The sequence below is a fragment of the cyanobacterium endosymbiont of Rhopalodia gibberula genome, assembly GCF_003574135.1.
GTDB lineage: Bacteria > Cyanobacteriota > Cyanobacteriia > Cyanobacteriales > Microcystaceae > Rippkaea.
In genome coordinates this window covers 1,913,153-1,939,119 of record NZ_AP018341.1, presented here as the reverse complement: position 1 = coordinate 1,939,119, position 25,967 = coordinate 1,913,153, and the positions used below count along the sequence as shown (strand labels likewise).

Here is a 25,967-nt window from a genome sequence, read left to right as displayed (position 1 = left end):
TAAATTAATTTTGGCTTATCGTCCCATACTAACTCTAGCATAAACTCATGCAATATTCTTTTTAGAAAAAGTTAAAGCAATGATTTATCCTTTTAATGTAAAGTTATGTAAAGCAATTGTTAACCGAATCTGGAATATATCAAAACCTTTATACTAATTGATGCAAGAAAGATAAACTGTTCAGTAGAATCTGACTAGCTGTATTAAACCAAACCTATCTTCAAAGAGAGTAAACACTCACTATGAAGACATAATAATGTTTAACAAAGCATTAGGATGCTATGACAGATTCGGTTATTCAATCCCAAATCAAAGTTACTGGCGACTGCCCCCGAGTCCAGAAATGGATGCGTTTTCTTATTTGGAAAATCACCATTGCTACTTTACTTTTGATGGCAGTGGGCAGTGCTACACGAGTAATGAATGCAGGTCTTGCCTGTCCTGACTGGCCATTATGCTATGGTCAATTGGTTCCCAGTCAACAGATGAATCTACAAGTGTTCCTAGAATGGTTCCATCGTCTCGATGCCTCTCTCATTGGCTTGAGTACTCTTGTTCTTGTCGGACTTTCATGGTGGTTTCGCAAAGAACTCCCCAAATGGCTACCTTGGGCATCGGTAAGTGCATTGGGGTTAATTGTCTTCCAAGGAGTTTTAGGAGGACTTACAGTGACTCAATTGCTACGGTTTGATATTGTCACAGCCCATCTTGGAACCGCCTTACTCTTCTTAGGAACTCTTATTGTTATTGCTGTGTGTCTTATACCCTATCAAGGAACTACCAACGCCAAAAAACTAAGTTGGGGAGCAACCATCGCCGTTACTTTAGTCTACCTACAATGTTTGTTGGGAGCCTTAGTGGGGTCTCGATGGGCGGTACATCAATGTTTTGGAGGTTCGCAACTATGTGCCGTGATGAATAGCCATATCATTGGTGTTTTTCCAGCTACTGTTGCTACCCTCAGCGTTGTGTTTATCGCTTGGCGTACCTCTGCCCTCCATCCTTGGTTACGAAAACTTGCTTGGGTTACTGGAGGCATTGTTGCCCTACAAATCTTGTTGGGGGTTGCCACTTTCCGATTACATCTACAAGTAGAACCTTTAACTGTGGCTCACCATACCTGTGGTGCTGCCCTCTTTGGTACGTTAGTCGCCTTGACAACGTTAGCCATTCGCGATGTCAGAAGTTCCTCGCTTCCGTGCGGTGCGAATGCACAGAAGTTAGAAGTTAGAAGTCAGAATTAAAACCTTTGACCGATTTTAGGTTTCAAAAGAAGTTCTGTTCTCATCAATGCTTCAAGAACAATAACTGACAAAAACTCAAGTAAATCAACAGAATTTGGTGTGTATTAATGATTGGGACTGATGTTGCCCCCCGTAATGAAAACTGGCTACAAGTTGTAAAAAGCTATTATCAGCTAACCAAACCCCGTATTATTCCCCTATTATTGATCACCACTACTGCCGCCATGTGGATTGCTGGTGGAGGCCGGGTGGATCTATTTACCTTATTTATTACCTTATTAGGCGGAACTCTTGCCGCTGCTTCAGCCCAGGTAATGAACTGCATTTATGACCGTGATATTGATTATGAAATGTTACGGACTCGGGCCCGCCCTATCCCTTCTGGACGAGTACAGTCACGCCATGCCTTCATTTTTGCTGTCATACTTGCCATTTTATCTTTTTGCCTTTTTGCTTTATTTATCAATGTTTTCAGTGGTTTATTAGCTATGTCCGGCATTATTTTCTATATGCTGGTGTATACCCACTTTCTCAAGCGTAACAGTACCCAAAACATTGTCATTGGTGGGGCAGCTGGTTCTATCCCTCCTCTGGTGGGTTGGGCTGCAGTAACAGGGGATTTAAGTTGGGCCTCTTGGGTTTTATTTACCATTATTTTCCTGTGGACTCCTCCCCATTTCTGGGCGTTGGCGTTGATGCTCAAAGAAGATTATGCTCAGGTCAATATTCCTATGATGCCGGTAGTAGAAGGAGAAGAGTCTACAGTCCGTAAAATTTGGTGGTATACTTTGCTGGTTATTCCTTGCACTTTCCTTCTGGTTTATCCCTTAGGAGTATCTGGAATAATTTATGGGACGATCGCAGTGGTTTTAGGGGTAAAATTTATCGAGAAAGCTTGGCAGTTAAAACAAGATCCCTTCAATCAAGAATTAGCGCGATCACTGTTTAAATTTTCCATCTTTTACTTAATGCTTCTGTGCACAGGAATGGTTCTTGATAGTCTAGCTGTGACTCATCAATTGGTTGCAACTGTCGGAGATAATTTGAAGACGTTGATTAATTTAATTTCCTTCGGGTGATCTAAGATTTTTCTGTCAGAATACCCTACCCTGAGAAGGTATAGGGTATTCTGACCGGTGACTTCTTTTTGTCTCAAGACCAGTTTCTGTGTCGGAAAAAGTATGTATCAAGATTTCGGGCGATGAACATGAAATTTTATCTTGATAAAACCAAAGTGTTTTGTGATATGGACTATTTCTGTCGAAGATTTGAGTAGAATTTTGATCCTGTTCTCTTTTGAAGGATATACTTGAAAACCATCGAAAATAACTTTAATTAATTTTTGTCACAAATATTAAGATGAAGCAGAAGTTAGTAAAACTATTTTAATAAAATTACACTTTATAAGACTTTATAAGTATTCTTGAAATTGAAATATCTGAGACAATCCTATCAAACTTTTGGTTTAGTCGATAGCTCATATCTAGCCGATAGCTAATATCTATTTATTACCTAAAAAATTTCTTCTATGTTAAGAGCAAAAGATGAGCTGACTTTACCTTATACTCTTTATCAAGCAACAATTTAAGTTCTGATTGTTAGAGATTATTATTTTTATATAATCATCAATCCCTTCGCGTTTTGACTTAAATATTGAGAATAACGACAGTGCCCATGACCCATAAATCTTCTCGAATTTAGGTTAACAAGTAATCTTCATATTCTCCCAATTGTGGGATTATTACTATAGTGACCAGGAATGATTCATAAGAAATTTCAAATGTTCCATCCTAGCATTCTCCTAAACTTAAATATAGTTTTCACAACTCATAACTTATTGCTGTCTGACTGTAAAATTGTCTCCATTTCTTTAAATTCAGCTAAACTTTTTTGCGCAGCTTCCTCATCCAAAATACTGAGAGCAAATCCTACATGAACAATCACATAATTACCTACTTCAACATTAGGAACATAAGCTAAGCTAACTTCTTTAATGATTCCACCAAAACTTACTCTTCCTTTTTTCATCAAAGGTTCATCACCAATGATACTGATAACTTTCCCTGGAACAGCTAAACACATCTTATCTCGTCCTCCAAAAAAAACTACCCACTAACAGACTTTAGAAATAAAATTGCTCTGTCTCTAAACTGTTAAAATCTCCTTATAAGGTAAACCTTTATTTTTTCATAGAAAACTGTTGGCGAGTACAGTCCGCTAACTTTTTTTTAGTTTTTAACCAAGCTATCAATTTTTCTCTTAATAAGAAGAAATCATCAATAAAAAAATAGATAAAGATGAAACTATGCTTCGTTTTCAACTCAGATGAATAAAAGTCTTATCACTACAAAGACAAGAGCAGCAGACATGGGAACCAAAACCACGGGCAAGTAAGTAACTGGGGAGGAACATGTAACTTGCATCTTGTTCTGCATTTACTAATCTATGAGTATAACACCATGATTGTCCAGTAACGGTTAGCATCATAACATAAAAAACGTTACTATTAATCTTAGCTCAATAGAACAATTAAAGTAAAGAAGTTTAAAGAGAGCGGTACATTGAATATACTTCAGGAAAGTTTAACGACTTACATCGAAGTGAAGTATTGACATGAGAATGGACGCAGTTGGCATGGCGGAGACTCCCAAGTTAGCAACCTTGCCATTCCCCTTAATTCTTAAGGTAATTCTTGAGGGTTTTCCGTCACGTTTATCAGAAACATACGTGCCTATCGCTAAGGATTATCTTCTAACTGTCTTGGGTTAAAATTGGCTACGGTTATTTCCTCTATGTCTCTTTTGCTTTGCTAGGTCTTTTGCGGAACACTGAGATAGTTAGTAAAATAACGTTATCAGCTATTGTTAAGTATAGTAGCTATTTTGACAATTTTTTTATCTATATACGCTTTTGTGGGGATTACTCAACTTACTGAAACCCTACTAACCACTTCGAAAGTTTCTGAAGAACTCGGTATCTAAGAAGGTTTTATAGAATTTGCTTACGTTTCTTTATTGGCAGTTATGGCGGTGTATTTTTAGTCTATTTTATTTGCCAAATTATTTATATTAATTTCGTACAAACCATATTAGGTTAAGTCAATTATGGCAACACAATAAGAAAGTAACAATTCCTCGTTAATTATTTCTAAAAAAATGTTAGCCAACATTGGATTTTATTGGTTTAGTGTTCGCCTTATCCCTGCAATAATTTGTCCTAAAGCAATTCCACCATCATTTGGAGGCACTTTTCGATGCCATACAGGAATTAACTGTTCTTGATTTAATCGACTGATTGCTTGTTCAGTTAAATATTTATTTTGAAAACATCCCCCTGTTAAAATAACTTTTTTTTCTGAGATAATTTGAGAGATTTCAATTATTATCTCAACTAGGGTATTCTGAAATTTAGATGAAATTTCTTCAATAGAGGAATGCACTAAAAGATCGTCTAAAATTCCCTTTATAATTAGTTGCCAATCAACAATTAAAGGGAAATCGTCTCCTAATATTTCATAGGGATAGATTTTATCTGTTTTATAATTGATGGCTCTGTATTCTAAATCCATCGCTCCTTGCCCCTCAAAACTAGTCTGTTGACAAATACCCAAAATAGAAGCCACCCCATCAAAAAGCCGTCCCACACTTGAAGTTAGCGGAGCATTCAAATTATGAGATAACATCTGCTGAATTAATTTTAATTCTTGATTAGAAAAATCTTTGAATGATGGAAATATTTCTAAGCCATCAAAAGACCCAAAAACTTCATAAAGTATGCCTAAAGCAATACGCCTCGGTTCTTTAACTGCCCGATGTCCTCCAGGCAATTTAAAAGGTCGAAAATGAGCAACTCGTTGGTAACTATTATCAGTAATTAACAAAAACTCTCCCCCCCAGATAGTACCATCTTCTCCATAGCCTGTGCCATCCCAAGCAACTCCTAAAACAGGTGCAGTAATTCCATTTTCTGCTATACAGGAGAGAACATGAGCATAATGATGTTGGACCTTGACTACTGGAAAACCTTGGGACTGAGCAAATTGACTTGAAAAGTAATCCGGATGTGCATCACAAGCGATAATTTCAGGTTCAAAATCATACAGTCTTTTTAAACTATCTATCGCCTGATAAAATGCACTTAAAGCTTGACATTTACTTAAATCTCCAACATGTTGACTAATAAAGACTTGATTACCACGTAAAATAGCTACCGTGTTTTTTAACTGACTGCCGGTTGCTAGAAGGGAGATGGATGGAGGTGAATGTTCAACTTCTGTATTTTGCCTTTTGCTTTCTAACTCCAGAATAATGGGAAAAGGTGTATATCCTCTTGCGCGACGGAAGACTATTTCTCGCCCTGCCATAACGCGAACTACAGAATCATCTACAGGTCTTAGAATAGGACGATTGTGGACTAAAAATACATCTGCAATATGTCCTAGTCTTTCTATTACTTCGCCTTCATCAATACAGATGGACTCATCGGAGATGTTCCCACTGGTGGCAACTAAAGGAAATTTTAGATTTAAAAGTAACAAATGATGTAAAGGAGTATAGGGTAACATAACTCCCCAATAGGGATTATTCGGAGCGATAGACTCCCATAAGTTGATACAATCCGATCTACGTTTGAGTAAAACAATAGGAGATTCAGGAGAGGTTAATAATTCTTCTTCTAGAGGACTAACCTGACAATGGTGTTTAATTAACTCAAGAGATGGATACATTAAAGCAAAGGGTTTTTGCGGGCGGACTTTGCGCTGTCGTAGTTGCCTAATAGCATCAGGGTTACTTCCATCAGTCATTAGATGGAATCCTCCTAACCCTTTAACTGCTATGATTTTTCCTTCTTTTATAGAATTTACTGCAATTTTAAGGGCTGAATCTTGAATAGCTATACTATTTCCTTGTTTATCCCAAAGAGCTAATTGAGGACCACAACAGGGACATGCATTCGGTTGAGCGTGAAATCTACGATCATGAGGGTTTTCATATTCCTGTCGACACTCAGAACACATAGAAAACTCTTTCATGGTAGTTTGAGGACGATCATAAGGTAAAGTTTCAATGATGGTATAACGCGGACCGCAATTAGTGCAGTTAGTGAAAGGATAGCCATATCGTCGATTTTGGAGGTCAAAAATATCTCGTAAACAGTCAGGACAGGTGGCTAAATCAGCTGGAATAATGGCATTTTTTTCTCCACTGACGCTGTGATGAATGTCAAAGGTGGTGTACCCGATATAATCTAAATAAGTGGTTTTTATTGATTGAATGTGTGATCGCGGTGGCTTTTCTGTTTGTATTCTTGATAAAAATTCTTTTAGTATCTTGGATTCTCCTTCTACTTCAATAGATACCCCTGACGAAGAATTATAAACCCATCCTGTAAGATTCAATTCTGTGGCTAATCGATAAATAAAAGGGCGAAATCCTACTCCTTGAACTGTCCCAAATATTAGCAATTTTAATCGTTGTTTAATCATTTACATTCTAAAAACTAGCAAAGAAAATTCAAAAAAAAATTAGCGGCTCTCATTCCCGGGACTTAAATAAAGCTGACGGCAACCGAAAGATTGATAAATTATTGCATACTTAACTGTTTGCTAATCCTGTCTACCTTAATCATCTGACTTTTCTATTATGTCTCTAGACTTTTTATATTTTATTCAAGTTTAATCTGCTGTATCTTAATTTATCAGTGAAATCTTTGTGTGGTTTGTTTGACCTGATCTCACTTTATTTCAAACTTCTCATCTACTTAATCTAAGTTACTGTTTCTATATTTGAATAGTTCCTTAGCAAGGAATACATTTTTATCTATTACTAAACTTTGAGTTACTTTCACTATGCCCTAATTATTTATTATTTTGTATCGACCTCTGATTATTTTATAGGTAACCAAATATCTAAAATTTAGAAGATAAATGGGGATAAAGATTATATTTTTTCTATTTAAAATCCCCAGTCACTTAATTAATAATGTTTTAACTTATCGTCCCCCAACAGTAATTTTGTCAACTTTTAAATGGGGTTGTCCCACGGTAACGTAGATGCTTCCACTGACAGAACCACAGAAGCCAGGAGCTAACCCTAAGTCTTGGGAACACATGGAAATCTCCGTCATAATATCTTTGGCGGTTCCAATTAAAGTTGCACCTTTGAGGGGTTTGGTCACTTTTCCCTTTTCAATCAGATAAGCTTCAGAAACGGAAAAGTTAAACTCACTAGTAGGTCCAACACTTCCTCCCCCCATTTGCTTACAATAAATTCCTTTATCAACTGACGCAAACAGATTATCAATAGAATAATCACCAGGGGCAATATAAGTATTCCGCATCCGTGAGGCTGCAGCATAGGCATAACTTTGACGACGACCACTTCCTGTACGAGGATGTCCGGTACGGACTGATCCGGTACGATCAGCTATAAAGTTTTTTAAAATGCCGTTTTCAATTAATAAGGTGCGTTGTGTGGGCATTCCTTCATCGTCAATGTCCAAGGTTCCAAACTCCTGATCGGATAATCCCTCATCCCAAGCAGTTAAGCTTTCGTGGGCAATCTTTTCACCTTTTTTCTCCATAAAAGGAGTAGTTTTATGTTCAATTTGGGTAGTTTCTAACAAATGTCCGCAGGCTTCGTGGAAAATGACCCCACCAAACTGATTAGCCATAATAATAGGATAATTACCTGATTCTACATAATCCGCATAGAGCATTTTACCCGCAGATTCAGCCACTTCTTCGGCGGCAGTTTCGTAGTCCCACTCCCGTAGGAAATTAGGATCACTGGTATTGCCAAACCGTTTACCCATAGAGGCACGATGTTCCCCATCAGAACATAATAGTGAATTGCCCACAGATTGCGTCAGACGAATATCTCTAGCGAAAACTCCGTCACTGGCGGCAACTAAGATTTCCTGCCAGTCACGAAAATACATAACCCGACGAGATTGGACATGATTGGCTTTTTGTCCTAGTTTGGCGTTAGCTGACAAAAGAAGATCTCCCATTTCTGCCATGGAACTACAGTTATCTAACCAAAACTCCTTATCTTTTATTTTTGCGTAGTCTCGCATCATTTCTAGGTTAATTTCAGGAATGTAAGCGTTAGGGGAAGGAAAGGTTAACTCTAAAATAGATAATGCTTTTTCTAAGGCAGCTTTTAGCCCGGTAAAAGAGATGTCATTAGTGCTGACATAACAATCTTCTTTACCTCGAAACATACGGATACCAGCCCCTGTGGAGAGACGAGGGGATAGACTCGTGACGGTGTCTTGTTCAGCTAAACAACTGATATAGTTTACCCGTTCGAGAAAAAATTCAACAAAATCTGCTCCTGCTGCCCGTCCCAAGCCTAGTAAAGTAGATAAGGGGTCCTGCCAGCTTTGGTCAAAGTGATCTCTGCTAGAATGATATGTCAGGTCGGAGAGTTCTTTAGACGTTAATGGGGTGGGTGCCATAAATTGTGTTCCTTAACTAGCTTTCGATGATATTGCTGATTTATAGGGGCGCATTTGTTAGTTTAACTCATCTTTCAGCAGGCTTATCTTGTATTTGTCAAGGATTTAATGAAGATTTGATGAATCAATTTTCTACTGACAACTGCAAAGTTTCTTTTAAGGTTTTCTCATCAATGCGAAGATCTGCTTTCGACAATGCCGATATCAATAGTTCAATTTTGGAGATAACTCTCTTGCGCTTCCCCCGCAGCTGCTTCCCACTGTTTCTAATGACTTTCAAATCAAGTAGTCTGGTCAAGTAGTCTGGCAAAGTGATAGGGTTTTTTGTAATCAAGAATCAGCAAAACATCTTTTGATTTTATTACTACAGCAATTGCTTTAGCTTTTCTAGCATACATTAAAGTTTTCAACGTTGCCACAACAGCGAAATGCTTAAAAGTTAAAAATTTCAAGCAATTTACAGGCGATCTTAATCATAGTAATTGCGTTTATTCAAAACTAATCATAAAAAATTTATAGAAAGTATAATTTTTTTATGATTTATTCTTTTAAGGTATATAAAACAAATAAAGATATTTAAATTAAGTAAGATAAGGCGAATTTAATTATTTTTTATGCTCAGATCTAGCTTATTTTTTAGTAAATTATCTATCCTAATTTCGATCTTTTATGATATCTCTTAAACAGACATTGCTCAGATCAATTTAACATCAATTGCTTTTTTTTAAAAGTATCGGCGGTAGATTACCTAACTTAAATAGACTAATATTAATAATTTTACTTGTGTTTATTTATATTAAAAACTATTTATTGTTCGCAAGTTACCTTCAAAAGAAATTAACTTTTATCTGAAAAACTACTTAGTTTAAAATAATAACTGTTGTCATCAAACAATATTAACAATATTTATGTTAATACTTTTTTTTGTAAATAGTAAGTATTAACAAAATCGTATGTTGAATTTACTATTCAAGAATTTAATCTTATTTTTTATAATAGAAAAAATTATGTGACTATAAATATAAGTTAGAAATTTAGGAATATTATAAGGCTATTTTTCTTAGTTTTTGGTTGATATTTTCTGGTGTTTTTATATAATCTTCAGTATTAATATATATTTGAAATTAAGATAACAATGATAGTTTATTTTTTATAAAATCTACCTAAGAGAATATTTACAATAATTTTAAAATTAAAGCTAATAGAGCTTTTGATTTCTCATAATTATTGATTCCTGGTAACAGGCTACTTAATTATTAAGCTTATAGTTTTTCCATGATCTATCATTATATTTTTATATTTTTTTAAACTATCTATTTTAAAAAGTTGGTCTTAAAATTAATAATTTTTCTATCAATTATAGTTGTTAACTAGCTTTCCAACGATCAATCTATCTTGAAGATTAAAAGCAAACTTTTTATATAGAATCTATTATTTTTTACTTATTTAAAAATATAGTTTAAATTTTACTAACTTGAATTGCACAAAAATGTATGTTACCATATTCATGGTATTAGAATATAAATGACAATTTTGTTGCGTCAGGATATTCACGTTGCCTGACTATGATTGTAAAATTACCTACTGACAACCTAAATTTACTGGATGGACTCGAATAAGTATTTTTTTTAACAGCAGAAGTATCTTATGGAGGACATGTAGTGAGTCACTATATTTTTCCCAACCCTGCAGAAAGTCTCCTGACTGTTTTAATTCTTGACCACACTGAGGAGGTAGAAGAATTTTTGGTCTGAAATTTTGCTCCGAATATTTTTAATTTATATCATTATTGATGGTTAAGAATTGACTGTTTCTACTTATAGTTTAGAGCTATCGAGAATTCTCATCGATTAACCATTGAGATTTTGGAAGACTTAAAATTTATGCCATTACAATTCTGCCGTGGAATTAATCGACACAAAGGGTTTTCCAAGAATTGTCGCTGCAGCTGATGCCATGGTAAAAGCAGCTCTGATTATCATCATGGGTCAGATTAGAGACGGAAGCGTACGTTTTATCTTAAATGTACCTTGCGGAGATATTCAAGAAGTTAAAACTGCAATGCAGGCTGGAATCGAAGCAATTCAACTTACAGAAGTAACAACCCTAGAAACTTAGATAATTTTCCTTGCCCTCATAATAATGTGGTTGAAGTTCTCTCCATCGATTATAGCGAAGCGGCTGAGTCTTTCCGTGCTGCGGCTGAAGGAATTACTATTCCTGGTGTACCTTGGTAAGCAAATTATTAGTCAACATTTTGAAAAGTTCAAATATACAGATTAAACCTGCGTAAGCAGGCTAATTTTTTAACAATTAGTTAATAATCAAGTAGTAAATAACTAGAATTGTTTCAATTTTATATTTTTATAGCAACTACTTTAATCAAAACTTCATTGGAATATGTTAGCTAAATCAGATTGGTTTTTAAATGTATTTTTAGCGACTTTATAAAATAAAATTTAATGTTGTCTCTCTTCTATTTAATTTAGTTCTAGACTAGAAAATACCAGTAAATATAGATATAACGATTTTAATTTTTGTTGTTTTAATTGGGCTTTAACTAAACTACTTGTATGCACTTAGTCATTATCATGAACAATTACCGTTTCTATTCCTTTATCTTTGCTGTATTTTTTTAGCTAGATCTATTTCTCTACAGATTTTTTTAGGAAACTTCTCTTTTTCAGACTATCTATTGATCAAACATAATGAAAACTTTTACTTAATCCTTAAGTTACTATAATATTTAGTCAGTTTTATTTTTTTTAAATCGTAAATTAATTTACAATATTCTAATTATTGATAGTCAATGATTATTATCATTTATGGATTCAAACCTGTTTTATTAAAATTTTATGCTCTCTTTATTTTTTAAAAAAATTATTTTTAAATTTATTTTTTAGTTTATATTTTTCTATAAAAAAATTTAATTATTATATTTACTTCTATTTTTTATTTATATCTTATTTAGAAGATGTAAATTTTACTTCGTGCTCTTTTTTTGAGGTATTAGGTAATTATCAATTAATGTCTATACAAGGTTTTTTCAAGAAGTAGAAAGACCTTATATATTTCTATTTTTTTAAAAATTTATATAGAAATTATTTGTATAATTAATTGTATTTAAATACAAAATTTCTATTTTTGTTCTTGTTTTTTAAAAAATTTTTGGGCTACGAGTTAATCTCAATAGTTTTCCTTTTCTAACTCTGTTAACTTAATTTTTAAGTGATTACCCTTCATAACAATACTTCTCTGATTTACATTTATTTAAATTTATCTATTGACTAATAATCTTTTATTAGCAATATGTATTTATATTAATTAATATAAAATTCTTCAATTTAGTATTGAAATAAACAGAGTTGATCACCAGTTATAGGGTACAATAGAAAAAGTAACCTCTATAATAGTTTTCCATTTTTTTCTCTTATGCAACATATTATTAAACCCTTTAATCCAGATAAACTCTATGAAGTAATTATTAGTGCTTGCTTTTCCATTAAAGCAACCTCAAAGGAAGAAGCTAAACAAAAATTAGAAGCGTTACTCAGTGAAATTGATGCAGATCACTGGGAGTTCGAACGTATTAATGAAGTTGAACATTAGAGTTAATAATGAATAGTTTGGTCACAGCTAATAATTTCTCGAATGGATGTGATGATGTGGAGTTGACTTTTTAGTGACCGAATTGGAGTGACTAGAAGCTAAAATAAATTAACTTATTGTGGTTAAATCTCGCACAGTTCCTAATAGTTAACAGTCTTTTAGGGAAATTACTATCGAAAATTATATGATAAATTGGTGATTTAGGCGTTTGAATATAAAGAATGTGGTTCTCGTTATATATTTAATTGACTTTTTACTGAGTTGAACAAAATGAGTCGATCAGAAGCATTACAAAAAGATATTCTTATCACTCTAAAATAAAAGCGATAAGAATATCTTTAAAATTCAATAATTCATTCAACTTTAATTAGTATCTTCCATTAATAAATGGAGCCTTTTAAGTTTTTGATTAATTTATAAAACTTTTACTTCTAAAATTTGTCTTGTCGTAATAACTTATTTAGGATCATTAATGAAATAATCAGCTATTATAAGAAACGTGAACTAGTCCATCTTAGCGAGTCTAACATCGATAAAGATACTCGAGTAAAGTAAACTATATTGGATGTAGTTATTTTTAATAAAATTTAATTCTTTCAGTTCAATTAATAGCTTCTGTTATCTCCTCTTTAAAAATTATATACTTAAATTTTTCTCTAAAATATCGTCTTATTATTTCCGATAATGTAATAATAAAAAAAGCTTATAAAGTAAGTAATTTACTTGTTTTTAGTCAACAAAAGAGATCTGAATTTTAGATATTATTATATTTATGTTAATTTTAGTAATTTTAAATAAAAAAATATAAAAAATTGTAATTTTATCTTTAATAAATAGTTAGCTTTCAGAATAAATAGCCGTATTATCTTAAGTGTTATTTACTCCTCTCATTCTTGTAGATTCTATTTCTTACTTAAGATATTTTATGACCAACCAAGAAAACTAAAAAAATCTTTATTAAGAATTAATCTCTAATCGCTTTATTTTGCAAATAAACAATATTATTAGCACTTTTTAAGTTAATGTCAGAGACAAAAATTATAAGTTAGCTCAATTTTATTGAGAAGTAAAATTATAAAATATAATCAATAATCAACGTAATTTTTAATATAAATAAGTTTTTTTGGATAAAACTTATTTATATTAAAAAAATCCTACATAGAGAGACATTAATGATTATTTAAAAGTGAGTCTCAAAACTTCCAATCGATTCATAATCAACCAGATTTTTGTATTCTAAAAAAATCAATCGCACGTAATAAAGTTTTAAAAAATAGTCAAGCTCATTTTTGATTATTCTTTGATAAGAAGATTTAATCAATCTTTAATTATTTTATTTTTTCCCTATAATTATTATTTTTTTGCCTAGATTCTTGTAAAGATAAATAGTATAAAATAACTAATTTATTGGACTCAATATTCAGACGTAAAATATAAATTTTTTAAACTAAAAGTTTAAATATGCTGAGATATCATATTTTTACTTCTAGTTAAGGATTACAATATATTTTTCATTTATTAGCTTATTAGCAAAAATATTTTTTGACGTTATGAACAAAGTCTCTTTCATTCATCAAATAAGCTAAGAGCCAAGTTGAAATATAAAGAAATAAAATACTTTTTACTAAGTCATTAGAGTTAATACTGATTTCTTGCTAAGAGTTTTATCTTCTTATGTAAGAATACTTAGTTATTTTTTATGGATTAAATTAATTTTTTATTCATGTTATTCAATAGGAAATTTTGTATGTTATCTGAGCTTATAAAGTATATATAAATTTTCTGGTTAAGTTTTATATAAATAAAATTTGATTTTGTTTTTTAGTTTTTCAGTAAGTTTTTTTATAAAACTATCGCTTTCAATATAGTCTGTTTTCATTTTTAAAATTTAATTAGATAATACCGAACTGATGATTTAGAATCAACTAGTCAAATATCAAATCAAGGAACTTAGAAGTTAGAAATTTTATAAATTTCCAAATCTAGAATATATTCTCTTGATTAAGATTAATTTAATAATTAATATCTCAATCTTCTTTTTTTTTAAGTAAAAAATATTTATTTTTATTTAAATCTTACATTTTTTTTCTTGACTAGTATTTTGGAGCTGTTTTACTTTTTATCTAAGTTTTTTGTGATTATATAATTGAGTATTAACTTGTTTTGTTATATTAAACATATTTGCTGCTACTTCAGATAGTAGCATTAATTAACAAAATCATCATCAATTTAAAAAAAAATAAACTAACTTCTTTAATCTAAATTAAATTAGATCCTCTATTTTTTAGCCATCTTTTATGAAGCTATCAAACTTTACCTAAAAGGAAATATTTTTATTTATAAAATATTTCTTTTTAGGACTCAAAATAACAAGGAAGTTAATTAACTAAGAACTAAATATAAAAGTCTAAATGTTATTTAACTAGGCTGTATTTAATAATATCAAATTTATGCTGACTACTATTTCTATTATTTTTAAATTTTGTTTGATTTTTTTCATATTAGTTGAAAGTTTATCTACGTTCTCAAAAGTTTTTAACAAAGTGTTGTTCATTTATACCTAATTGTCTATGGTGTAGATATTTTTATAATATAAAAAGAACGATGGATATAAAAATCAACCTAGGAGAAACCCCTAGGCTAATTTAAGAGAAAATTATCCAATTTCTAAGAATTTATTTTTGATAAACCTTAAGCACTAAATAGACTTTCCAAAGCACGCCCCACATTGGCGAATTTTATTGCATCTACAGCTGCAGTTGGTTCATAACCACAATGTACCATACAGTCAACACATTGGGGATTATCACTCTTGTTACCATAATTATCCCAATTAGTTTCTTCTAACAGTTCTTTAAAGGTTTTATAATGACCCTCATTCAAAAGATAACATGGTTTTTGCCAGCCAAGAACACTATAACTTGGACTTCCCCAGGGAGTACATTCATAATCTTTCTCTCCTAATAGAAAATCTAAAAATAGAGGATTGTGATTAAAATTCCATTTCTTTTTGCCCAACTTCCAAGGACTTAGGATTTCCCGAAATAATGCCTTAGTTTGTTCCCGTTTTAAGAAATGATCTTGATCGGGAGCCCATTCATAGCTATAACCTGGAGAAATCATCATACCATCGGTTCTCAAGGTTTCAAGAAAATCAAAAAAATCCTGCATTTCTTGGGGATCTGATCCTTTAAAAACTGTTGTATTTGTAGTTACTCTAAATCCTCCTGTTTTCGCTGCTTTAATTGCGGTGATTGCTTTATCAAAAACCCCTGGGCGATCAACACATTCATCATGTTTTTTTTGTAACCCATCAAGATGAACACTAAAAGTCAGATAGGGAGACGGTTTGAACTTGTAGAGACTTTTCTTTAAAAGGAGAGCATTAGTACATAAATAAACGAACTTTTTCCGTTGTATCAATCCTTCGACAATTTCATCAATTTGCGGATGTAATAAAGGTTCTCCTCCTGGGATAGATACTACCGGTGCGCCACATTCTTCTACCGCAGCAAAGCATTCTTCTGGGGTCAGGTTGCGCTTAAGAATTTCTGGCGGATGTTGAATTTTCCCGCATCCTGAACAGGCTAGATTACAACGGAATAGGGGTTCTAACATCAATACTAAGGGAAAACGTTGACGACCCAATAAACGTTGACTGATGATATAAGTCCCTACCTTGAGTGCTTGTCGCAATTGAATAGCCATAGATTTCTTCACACCTCTGATTTCTCAGTATTATAGACACAGTGGTTACAAATTGACAAATTGTGTGGAATATAAATTCTCTAGAATAAAAAAATAATTATTATAATTTTGGGAAAACTTTAGAACTGCTTAATTGAAATTAATAATTTTATCAGTTATAAAATAACTAAATTGAGTTAAAAAGCCAGAAATATTTAGTGTTAATTAATTTTAAGAGAATTGCTAAGCTTTTACTAAATAGGTAAATTCAAGTAACAAGTAAGTAAAAAATATTTTTAAAATTATTTCTGAGTAATTTAATAATCAGAGAGAAGTTGAATTTTTGCTTTAATGCTGTTTATTTAATTTTACTTAATGTTGATTAAGTTTATTTTTTTAGTAAAATTATGCTTTTTTCTAAAAAAACGGTATTTTTATGGATTTTAATTTAAAATTATTAAAATTTTTTATAGAAAATTGTTAATCATGAGTAGGTGAAAAATAGATTTATAAACAGAAGTTAGTTTGATCTTGAATAAAATACTTATACGTACTTGGTGATTGTTAAAAACAATTACTATATCCGTCTTATTTTTTCTACAAAAATTTTAATTTTATCTATTTTTAGTGTCTATCTTGTTTTCACTGTGTATATAACTTTATATTTTGGGGTTATATTTAGATTTATTTTGCTATTTATTATGGTTTAAATTTACTTTTAGTTGGCATTTTATTCTTAAAGTTTGTTTTTGTTCAAGTATTTTTATATTTACTTTTTAAAACTTTTTCTTTGATCAAAGAACTAATTTAAGTCTTTATTTATTTATATTGATAGTTCTTCTTTTAAAGGTATTTATTTTTTCATAAGTTGATTTATTTTTTTTATTAAATTAGATAATTACTTAGGTAAGATAAGTTATTTAATAATTTAAGATGGCTACTTGAAACATTTAACATCTTTTTCTTAATCCTTTTTTTTCTAGAAACAGAATAATTTCTTTGTTTTTGACAAATTAATTTAGGAATTATCTTTCCAGATTTTCTTATAAAAGCTTTGCACAATCTACAATCTTTTGACTTTACATTCTCTTGGATTTTAACAGAATATTTATTATTTTTATAGAAAAAAATTTACATAAATCAATATTTATTATAATTATTACTCTTCCAACTTTTTTGGAATAATTCTTTTAGAAAGACTAATATCTAATGATCACCATTTCTTAATTACTTTTTTATTTTAGATTTATTTAAGTTTATCTATAATGAGCTCGTAAAAAGTAAGTTAAGATAACCTCAGATTTTCTTTTTATAAATTTACAGATGCTCCTACTTTTGACCGGTCGAAATAAAATAACATAATTAAATCAATTTTTTGCCAAAAAATTTGATGATTCTACTTAAGTTTGCATTACCATAGCTGTATTACTAATACTTAAGATTCTACCTATAATATCAATATATCGTGTTACTTTATTGTGTAAACAAGTTTGCAATTTGTTCTTAGCCAGCAACGATTCACATTCTCATGAAACAAGTCGTCGAACATCTCGGAGCAATTATTACAGCTTGAGTATTGGAGTTTAGCAAAAATACTAGGTATGGAAATATGGGTGAAACTTAGTATTTTATTTTTGGGAATGATCCCGATAGCTATTTATATATTTTGACACATTCTCTATTTTGTTCAGTTGTCTGTTCTTTAGTTTATTTCTAATGATTTCCAGTGATTTATAACAATTATTTTAATGTTTTTGAGTCTTGCAAAATTGCAATATAAAAATGTAGTACATTAAACTTTGTTTATACGACATATGACTCCTACCTAAAAAAATAGGGAACTTTTATGATTTTTAGTTTGATATATGAGAAGATGAGCAAGGAAAACTAATCTTTAAGAATACGATCGATCCTTAACCCTAGGGTCTTGATATCCCTATGCAACCGCGACCCCTATTTCGTCGAACTAAAATTGTTGCCACTGTCGGCCCAGCTACCCAGGATAAAGAGGTGCTACGACAGCTTATCTTAGCTGGTGCTACGACTTTTCGTCTTAATTTTTCCCACGGTGATCACGATTACCATCAACATACGATTCGCCTCATTCGTCAAACAGCCTTTGAACTTAATGAACCTGTGGGTATCCTACAGGATTTACAAGGGCCTAAAATTCGTCTTGGTAAATTTACCTGTGGATCTATCAATCTAAAAAATGGTGATCTTTTTATTCTTACTAGTCGTCAAGTTGAATGCACTTCAGAAATTAGCTACGTTAGCTATGAACATCTAACCGATGAAGTCCCTGATGGAGCAAAAATTCTCCTCGATGATGGCAAAGTAGAAATGCGAGTGGAGAAAATTGATCGCGTCAGTCAAGAATTACACTGCAGAGTAGTAGTTGGGGGTATTCTCTCCAGTAATAAAGGAGTTAACTTTCCAGGAGTTTACCTGTCGGTTAAAGCGTTAACCGCTAAAGATAAAACCGATTTGATGTTTGGACTTGACCAAGGAGTTGATTGGGTTGCCCTCAGTTTTGTTCGTAATCCCCAGGATATCCTGGAAATTAAGGACTTAATCGCTAATGCGGGGAAAGCAGTCCCAGTAATTGCCAAGATCGAGAAACATGAGGCGATCGAAGCAATGGAAGAAATTCTTACTCTCTGTAATGGGGTAATGGTTGCTAGGGGAGATTTAGGAGTAGAGTTACCCGCCGAAGATGTACCAATTCTTCAAAAACGCCTGATTCTCACTGCTAATAAATTGGGAATTCCGGTGATTACGGCCACCCAAATGTTGGATAGTATGGCCAATAATCCCCGTCCTACTCGCGCTGAAGTCTCAGATGTGGCTAATGCTATTCTCGATGGAACTGATGCAGTAATGCTTTCCAATGAAACCGCAGTGGGTAAATATCCCGTCGAAGCAGTAGCTACTATGGCTACTATTGCCGAACGTATGGAACAAGAACCTGTCTTCATTAAATCTTCTTCTAATCCCAGACAATCAATAACTAATGCTATTTCTTCGGCGGTTAGTCAAATTGCCCAGGAATTAGACGCAGCTGCTATTATGACTTTGACAAAAACGGGATCAACAGCACGAAATGTTTCTAAATTTCGTCCTCCTAAACCAATTTTAGCTATCACGGCTCATGTAGATGTAGCTCGACAGTTACAGTTAGTTTGGGGGGTTAAATCTTTGTTAGTTCTCGATTTTCCCTCCCCCAGTCAAACATTTCAATCAGCTATTAATATTGCTCAGGAAAATCAGTTAGTCCAAGATGGAGATTTAGTAGTGATGACAGCTGGAACTCTTCAAGGGGTTTCCGGATCAACGGATTTAATTAAAATAGAAATGGTCAAGGCTATTTTAGGAAAGGGAGTAGGAATTGGCCAGGCTTCTGCTAGTGGACGAGCGAGAATCGCTCATAATCCTCGTGAATTAGGGGATTTTAAGGCTGGAGATATTCTGGTAGTTCCCCGAACAAATGCCGACTTTGTGGAGATGATGCGAAAAGCTTCAGGTATTATTACCGAGGAATCCAGTCTTACCAGTCATGCGGCAGTCATCGGAATTCGGTTAGGAGTTCCTGTTATTGTTGCTATGAAAGATGCTACCCAAATTATTCGTGAAGGGGCAATCGTAACTTTAGATGCTGAAAAAGGCCATGTTTATTCTGGAGCTGTAGCTAGGGGCAATGGAAACGAATTGTTTTAAGTGGTTAATCGTTTTTGCTTAACCTTACTTAACTTGTTCTATTAATTTAGAATCGTAAATTATGTTCTTATCTTAAAGAGAGCTTAATCCTTAATGACTCAAATTCTAGAAAAAATCAGTTCCATTGATAACGAACTGTCGAAACGTTTTATTGCTCTTGATCCTGGTGGCTACTTTATTATTTATCTTGAGCGTGAGGATAAGTTGATTTGTGCCGAATATTTTACTAATGTTATTAATGAACAAGGGTTAGCTGCTGATCCTGAAACCGGTGAAATAATTGCTTGTGAAGGAGAAGTTGAACGTACTTTCGAGAAAGTTTATAAGGGGAGAACAGCTAAAGAATTGTGTGTCAAAATATTTGAAGAAATTAAACCTTGTCCAGTCACTATGTTAGACCATGCAGCCTATTTAGGGCGCGAATTTATTCGTGCTGAAATTGCCTTAATTAATGGGACGGATTATATACAAGATTAATATTCAATGAGGAGAAGCTAAAGTAAACAAACTTACTGAAAAATGAAAAGGTTTAATTAAATCGTCAAATAGCGAAGTTAGATTTTTGGTTAAGAATTCTAATCACCAACTGCAGCTGCTATCCTGCTGTGGATGTATTATCCTAGGTTTTATTATAATCTATCTACACTTACATCAGTGTCCGGTTTGTTTATTGTATTTTTTTCTAAAAACCTATATTTAAAAAGGTCTTGTTTTTTAATCAATGAATAAAGTATCTACAACAACATTAGTCTAGGACCTTGATTACTTTAACTTAACAAGAGTTGTTGAAGCTTTAACGTTGATTCTTTGAGCTTAATTGAAGATAATTTTGTATTAAACTTAAATAGTTTTATGTTTGCACTAAGTTGTTTGGACTTAAGTGTTACACAACGTAAATCTGACAAAATTTAAAAACATAGTTATTATTCTTAATTTTTAAGTAAAAAATACGAAAAAGTCAACAATTAGTAAAAATACTAACCGCCAATAAATAATTAAAAACTATATTTTATTTAAGCGTGAAGTGAGACTAGATTTATTTATAAATAAAAATCTAAATCTAGTCGATAATCTATAAATATTTGATTTCAGATATGTTTCTAGTTTAGTTCTTAACTATTTATATCAAAAAACAGTTTCAAAGAGTCCTTGTGTAAAGAATACTCAATATAATTGACCATGAACTTTTTCCTGTGTTAAGGAAAAAGTTCATGGTCGTTTGTGTCTCCTAGAGTTAACTTAAATACTTTTTTGCAATGGGGAAGAACTGTGATTTATAAAAATCTCTAAAAGATTTGTATTATGATCCATTTAAAGCAATAAAAATGGTCAGAACTTAACCTCTTTTAATCAAAAAAACATTATCTTTTTCCTAGAAAATCTGTAAATTAAGGAACAAAATTGCAATACTGTTAAAATTCTTGACAGAAGTGATCTAGATCACAAAAAACTTCGGTGCGGTTAGGATGATATCTTAGTATCCTTAGTACCAGACTGCAACAAATGTTACTTTTGGCATGGGACTGTCGTTTCCCTTTCTCTTCATAACCTTTGGTCGAACTCACGTTGATATAAAGTAATTTGTATAAAATTAGCAATATTAGGAGTATTTAGCCTAAATTTCGCCTAATTGAAAAAATACTAGTTGAGTATTGACTTAATCAAACTTCGATCTAAAAAAGTTACTGAGGTCTACTTTTTGAATCTAAACTATCAAAAAGGCCCTGCTGTTATCAGCAGGGCCTTTTTTTAATCTACACTAGATTCAGATTTAGAAGGAAAAGGTACCTCTAAGGGTTCCGATAACTTCACCGTCAGACCCTTGCATATTAACAAATTGCTCGGGTTTGGAAATCCAAATCACACCAGGAGTCAGAGAAATATTGTCTGTAACCTGATAGCGATAGAATACTTCAACTGTTATGGGGTTTTGTAGAGGTAACTCGTAATACCCCGCAGTGGTAGGACGATCACTATCACCCTGATAAGGTTGAACCCCGGCAAACACACCTAATAAGTTGCCTTCTTTGAACAAATCGGGGAAGGCGAATCCACCGCCACCAGTCCAAAGTTCACCACTCATACCACGACCAAGATAACGAACGTTGTGGAATGAACCAAACGCACTGAAGTTAACCCAGTCATAAGGGCGCCAAGTACCAGCAACACCGTAACTGTTAGTGACTTTACCACCCCAGTCAAAAGGATTAACTTCCAACCCATCTAGAGAGTTACGTCCGCTTCCATTAAAGGAGCTAGTACTAGTTCCTGGATCTCCTACGCTTCCACCAGCAAGGGCATTACTTAGAGTAGAACGAGAACCATTAGCAATGGAAGTACCAACAATTCCAGGCCCCTGGTTAATACCTTCACCGAAGATGGGGCTGTCGGGTTTGTGGTAAGCGTGAACATAGGTAAAACCAATGTTCACACTGTCAAAAATATTGGTATTGATCTGAGCCAAAGCACCGTAGTTACCATTGAACAGACCGTTACCACCATCACTTTCAGCATAGGGTTTGCCGGTCACAGGGTTAGTACTTTTTCCACTGTTACATTTACCGCCACCATCACCATTCACACAAGGACTGTTGGGGGTTCCTGCTAAATAACCGAAGCTGATAGATGTGGGACCGAGAACGTTATTTAACCAGTCAAGCTGAACACTCGCACCGGCACCAGCACCACCCCCAATCCGGTAAATGGGGTTACGTTGAGAAAAAGTACTTAAAGAACCTTTACCACCGTCGAAATCCTCGAAGAAGGGGTTCAAAGTGGGCACGAAGTCGTACCATTTACCACCCCAAGCCGATACGTAGGTATCAACCTTGAAGTTATTGAAGATTTCGATTGGAGCGTAATAACCAACCCAGTCAATGACAACGTCATTATCTTCTTCATTTCGCCGTGGTCCAATGTTAAAGGTTTGGGTGGCAGTAGGGTTGATGACAGTATTTTCTTCAAGAGAAATTCCGATAGGTTGACCTGTATCGGGGTTAATTACCCGTAGATCAGGCTGGTTCATAGTAAAACGATTACTTCCAGTCCCCGTACTAGCAGATAAACGAGTTACTAAAAGATCTTCCCCACTGAAACTGCTGTTGAAGCTTAAGCGAATCCTATCTTGTAGAACAGCTTGGTTATCCTCAGATGAACGGCTACCACCTGCTCCAGTAACAGCGAAAATGACCTCCCCGACCAATTTTGTAGTAGTGGAGAATTGATGATCTTCTAAGAAAGCTACCCGGCCCTCTAAGTTGTCGACCCGTGCGCCTAAAGCAGCAAGTTCTGCTTCAAATTCTTGCATTAACCGCTTGAGTTTCTCGATATCTTCCCGTAGAACCGCGACGTTCTCTTGGATTAGACGCTCCATGGTGTTTAGACAAGCGTTCAAACCCGCGGCAAATTCCCAACGAGAGGTAGCACGGTTACCTCGGAAGGTACGGTCAGGATAACCAACAATACAACCATAACGTTCAACTAAACTACGAAGAGCTTCATAAGCCCAGTCAGTAGGAGACACATCCCGTAGTTCACTAACGCTGGTTACTTGTTGATTAGTTTCCAGTCCATCTTCACCGCTATAGGTTTCTAACTGTTCTATCAATTGAGATTGCTCAACTTGAGCAACCTCAAACGCCATTGTCTCGTTCCGGGAAACTCCAGCCTGTGACTTGGTTTCGGCTGCCGTTGCAGCGGGTGAGACGGCTAAAGCCATTCCCAACAGGGCTGGACTAACTAACAATGATTTCCAAAATGGTCTAAGCATTTTCAGCTTTTCCTCACACCTTATAGATTGACTACAAAAAGTCTCATAGTCTTACTTCTCATTTCATTATACACAGCTTTTTTGGATAACAATGTACATAAGTTTATCTTTTGTTTTAGCTATCTTATGATTATCTTTTTTGATATTAAAATTTTTTAAATAATCTTGACTACCTTTACCGAGAAAGTCAGAACCCCAGCTAATCTTACTCATTCGTGTTAAGGAGTAAAACTAGCTGGGGTTATTGGGGTTATTTCAGAGGGGGATCTTTTGATCGAAACCTAACTGCCGGAAGGAAAACTAACAACAGTTACACTATTGCGAAACTAACTGCTAGAGAACAGCTCCGGCGCACAGCTGGCTAACTTCAATCGGGAGACCCATACTTTCACTACTTTCTGTCATGGGCATCACCTCCTTTACTGCCTAAATGGTTTATCTCAAAACCTAACTGTATTCAGCCTAGCTTACTTGACCTCAAAAAATCAAGACAGTGACCTAAAAATTTTCTGAGAAAATCAGAATATTCACCAAAATGAAGATGAATATAGGAAGCGTGTAGTTTATGCATTTTCCAGCCTTCTTTCACTTTAAGCGAGTTATATCTCCAATTTTGCATAGAAAATAAGGGATTTTTGGATACAATAGTTAAGTGTGAACGGTGAAATTCGTGTCCCCAAATTGTCTGTCCGATGGTTAACAAAGGACTATTTTGTAGAGCAGTGGCTTGACGATAACCCAAGATCAGATTTTTTTTCATTATGGCCGTGGTTGGTAGTATTCCTACCATTGGCCATTTTTGGGCTTGAAAATCAATGATTTGCTGACAGAGATACATCAACCCCCCACATTCAGCATAGGTAGGAATTTCACTAATAATCGCGGCTTTTACTGCTTCTCGTCCCCGACAATTCCTTGAGAGATCTTGAGCAAACATTTCAGGAAACCCTCCCCCGAAATAGAGACCATGAATATTTTTAGGTAAGTTTTCATCCTCTAGGGGGCTCCAAGGAATAAGCTGTGCGCCTAAGGTTTGTAAAATATCTAGATTGTCTTGATAGTAAAAATTGAAAGCTTGATCGCTAGCTACGGCAATTTTTATGGGAGGGGAATGAATGAGAGGATGAAGGGGTGAAGAGGTAAGGAAATCAAGAGGAGAGGGGGTAAGTAATGGTAAGAGATACTGCCAATTAAAAGAAGTTTGGGCTAGGTAGGCAAGTTGTCGAAATAAAGACTCTAAGTGAGTTAGTTCAGTGGTGGGGATTAAACCGAGGTGTCGAGAAGGAATTGTTAGATCGTCCTGACGACGTAGGGTTCCCAGAATAGGGATATTAAGGGTATCTAGAGACTGTTGGAGTAAGTGAAGGTGGCGATTGCTACCAACCCTATTTAAAATGACTCCTACTAGATCAATATGAGGATCAAGAGAACTGTAACCGTGAGTGATTGCGGCTACTGACCCCGATAAATGAGAACAATCAATCACAAGAACCACAGGGATGTTTAAAAGTCGAGCAATATGAGCCGTACTCCCATAATCTAGCGATCTTATTTTCTCAGAAGTTTTTCTCATTGCTCCCTTAAGCCTTGTGTCATCTGTCTTTTTACAAGGAATACCGTCAAATAAACCCATTACTCCTTCGACTAAAGCATATTCAACCCCCTGGCAGTGTTTAGTAAAAGATAATTGAACATAAGTTTCGGAGGTTAGAATGGGGTCTAAATTACGACAGGGACGGCCAGTAATGGCAGTGTGAAACATTGGGTCAATATAATCAGGCCCTACTTTAAACGATTGTACTTGGTGTTTTTGAGATGCTAAAAAAGCAAGTAGTGCTAGGGTGACCGTTGTCTTTCCTACGCCACTGCGATCGCCTGCAATCATTAATACCACTTTTTCATCTACCTAAATTTTGTATCTTCATATTTATTCCTTTTACACAAAAAGTTCAACTATTCCGATAGTGGTGTTAAAATTCCATAAATATACATATACAGTAGATATACATATATAAGTAAAAATTTACTACTTTTACGAGGTATTAACTTTATTTTTGCTATTGAAATACCATTTTTAATCATTTATTTTGGATAAATCGTCTAAAATGTCGTCTTCCAACATCGACTAATTTTGTCTTCTTTTATTCCTAAGGATAAAATGTTTAAAAATAAGAAAAACAAAGATACTTTAACTTTCAAAGAATTAGTTTATTAGATATTTTCTAGTCAAAGTTTAACCATTATGATAAATATTTACAGGCGCAGCCGGCTTTATTTATTGGGACTCAGCCTTCATTTGGTCAGAGTAAATGTTAATCATTTAGGTTACGAAAATTCCTTTTTGAAAAGATATATTCTCCAAAGTTGTTTGAGGATTTAAGGGAATTAGAGGTTATGTATTGAAAAATAATGTCAAATATGTATTTTTTGGAACAAATAAAGCAACCACTATGTATTATGAAACTAACTCAAAGTTGCTT

14 protein-coding genes and 1 pseudogene are annotated in these 25,967 nt (G+C 33.7%); 7 read left to right on the top strand and 8 right to left on the bottom strand.

What is annotated here, in order from left to right:
* The first annotated feature begins 281 nt into the window (after positions 1-281).
* Together RGRSB_RS06200 and RGRSB_RS06195 are read left to right on the top strand one after the other, a co-directional pair.
* The gene (locus tag RGRSB_RS06200) at positions 282-1,244 is read left to right on the top strand and encodes a COX15/CtaA family protein (RefSeq protein ID WP_119260300.1); all 963 of its coding nucleotides are present in this window, start codon (positions 282-284) and stop codon (positions 1,242-1,244) included.
* 107 nt (positions 1,245-1,351) lie between these two features.
* The gene (locus tag RGRSB_RS06195) at positions 1,352-2,323 is read left to right on the top strand and encodes a heme o synthase (RefSeq protein WP_119260299.1); all 972 of its coding nucleotides are present in this window, start codon (positions 1,352-1,354) and stop codon (positions 2,321-2,323) included.
* Positions 2,324-3,071: 748 nt separating this feature from the next.
* On the opposite strand, the gene RGRSB_RS06190 is transcribed toward RGRSB_RS06195, so the two are convergent.
* Together RGRSB_RS06190 and RGRSB_RS10145 are read right to left on the bottom strand one after the other, a co-directional pair.
* Positions 3,072-3,326 carry a HypC/HybG/HupF family hydrogenase formation chaperone gene (locus tag RGRSB_RS06190; RefSeq protein ID WP_119260298.1) on the bottom strand — a complete coding sequence of 85 codons (255 nt, stop codon included), beginning with the start codon at positions 3,324-3,326 and terminating at the stop codon, positions 3,072-3,074.
* A gap of 234 nt (positions 3,327-3,560) precedes the next feature.
* Positions 3,561-3,731, bottom strand: a complete 171-nt coding sequence (locus RGRSB_RS10145; protein ID WP_172582058.1) for a hypothetical protein — start codon at positions 3,729-3,731, stop codon at positions 3,561-3,563.
* A 132-nt stretch (positions 3,732-3,863) separates the two neighbouring features.
* On the opposite strand from RGRSB_RS10145, the gene RGRSB_RS10140 reads away from it, so the two are divergent.
* On the top strand, positions 3,864-4,013 hold the full coding sequence (locus RGRSB_RS10140) for a hypothetical protein (protein WP_172582057.1): 150 nt from the start codon (positions 3,864-3,866) through the stop codon (positions 4,011-4,013).
* A gap of 406 nt (positions 4,014-4,419) precedes the next feature.
* Here RGRSB_RS10140 and hypF read toward each other — a convergent pair whose 3' ends face one another.
* Positions 4,420-6,729 carry a carbamoyltransferase HypF gene (gene hypF / locus RGRSB_RS06185; RefSeq protein WP_119260297.1) on the bottom strand — a complete coding sequence of 770 codons (2,310 nt, stop codon included), beginning with the start codon at positions 6,727-6,729 and terminating at the stop codon, positions 4,420-4,422.
* 506 nt (positions 6,730-7,235) lie between these two features.
* Positions 7,236-8,705, bottom strand: coding sequence for a TldD/PmbA family protein (locus RGRSB_RS06180; protein WP_119260296.1), 1,470 nt, complete (start codon positions 8,703-8,705; stop codon positions 7,236-7,238).
* Positions 8,706-10,607: 1,902 nt separating this feature from the next.
* On the opposite strand from RGRSB_RS06180, the pseudogene RGRSB_RS06170 reads away from it, so the two are divergent.
* Together RGRSB_RS06170 and RGRSB_RS10135 are read left to right on the top strand one after the other, a co-directional pair.
* Positions 10,608-10,942 (top strand): annotated as a pseudogene (locus RGRSB_RS06170) (BMC domain-containing protein).
* Between the two features lie 1,195 nt (positions 10,943-12,137).
* Complete coding sequence (locus RGRSB_RS10135) at positions 12,138-12,314, top strand: hypothetical protein (RefSeq protein ID WP_172582056.1); 177 nt, start codon at positions 12,138-12,140, stop codon at positions 12,312-12,314.
* 2,691 nt (positions 12,315-15,005) lie between these two features.
* Here RGRSB_RS10135 and hpnH read toward each other — a convergent pair.
* Positions 15,006-16,022: an adenosyl-hopene transferase HpnH gene (gene hpnH, locus RGRSB_RS06165; protein WP_119260295.1), complete on the bottom strand. Its 1,017-nt coding sequence runs from the start codon at positions 16,020-16,022 to the stop codon at positions 15,006-15,008.
* 1,917 nt (positions 16,023-17,939) lie between these two features.
* On the opposite strand from hpnH, the gene pyk reads away from it, so the two are divergent.
* Positions 17,940-19,718 carry a pyruvate kinase gene (pyk, locus tag RGRSB_RS06160; protein ID WP_119260294.1) on the top strand — a complete coding sequence of 593 codons (1,779 nt, stop codon included), beginning with the start codon at positions 17,940-17,942 and terminating at the stop codon, positions 19,716-19,718.
* Positions 19,719-19,811: 93 nt separating this feature from the next.
* Positions 19,812-20,195, top strand: coding sequence for a DUF4346 domain-containing protein (locus RGRSB_RS06155; RefSeq protein ID WP_119260293.1), 384 nt, complete (start codon positions 19,812-19,814; stop codon positions 20,193-20,195).
* Positions 20,196-21,130: 935 nt separating this feature from the next.
* Here RGRSB_RS06155 and RGRSB_RS10130 read toward each other — a convergent pair.
* The 3 genes from RGRSB_RS10130 to RGRSB_RS06145 all read right to left on the bottom strand — a co-directional run bounded on the left by RGRSB_RS10130 (position 21,131) and on the right by RGRSB_RS06145 (position 25,381).
* Positions 21,131-21,283 (bottom strand): hypothetical protein, encoded by a 153-nt coding sequence (locus RGRSB_RS10130; protein ID WP_172582055.1) that lies wholly within the window; start codon positions 21,281-21,283, stop codon positions 21,131-21,133.
* Positions 21,284-21,489: 206 nt separating this feature from the next.
* Positions 21,490-23,487 carry an iron uptake porin gene (locus RGRSB_RS06150; protein ID WP_119260292.1) on the bottom strand — a complete coding sequence of 666 codons (1,998 nt, stop codon included), beginning with the start codon at positions 23,485-23,487 and terminating at the stop codon, positions 21,490-21,492.
* A gap of 457 nt (positions 23,488-23,944) precedes the next feature.
* The gene (locus tag RGRSB_RS06145) at positions 23,945-25,381 is read right to left on the bottom strand and encodes a cobyrinic acid a,c-diamide synthase CobB (RefSeq protein ID WP_119260291.1); all 1,437 of its coding nucleotides are present in this window, start codon (positions 25,379-25,381) and stop codon (positions 23,945-23,947) included.
* Positions 25,382-25,967: the final 586 nt, after the last annotated feature.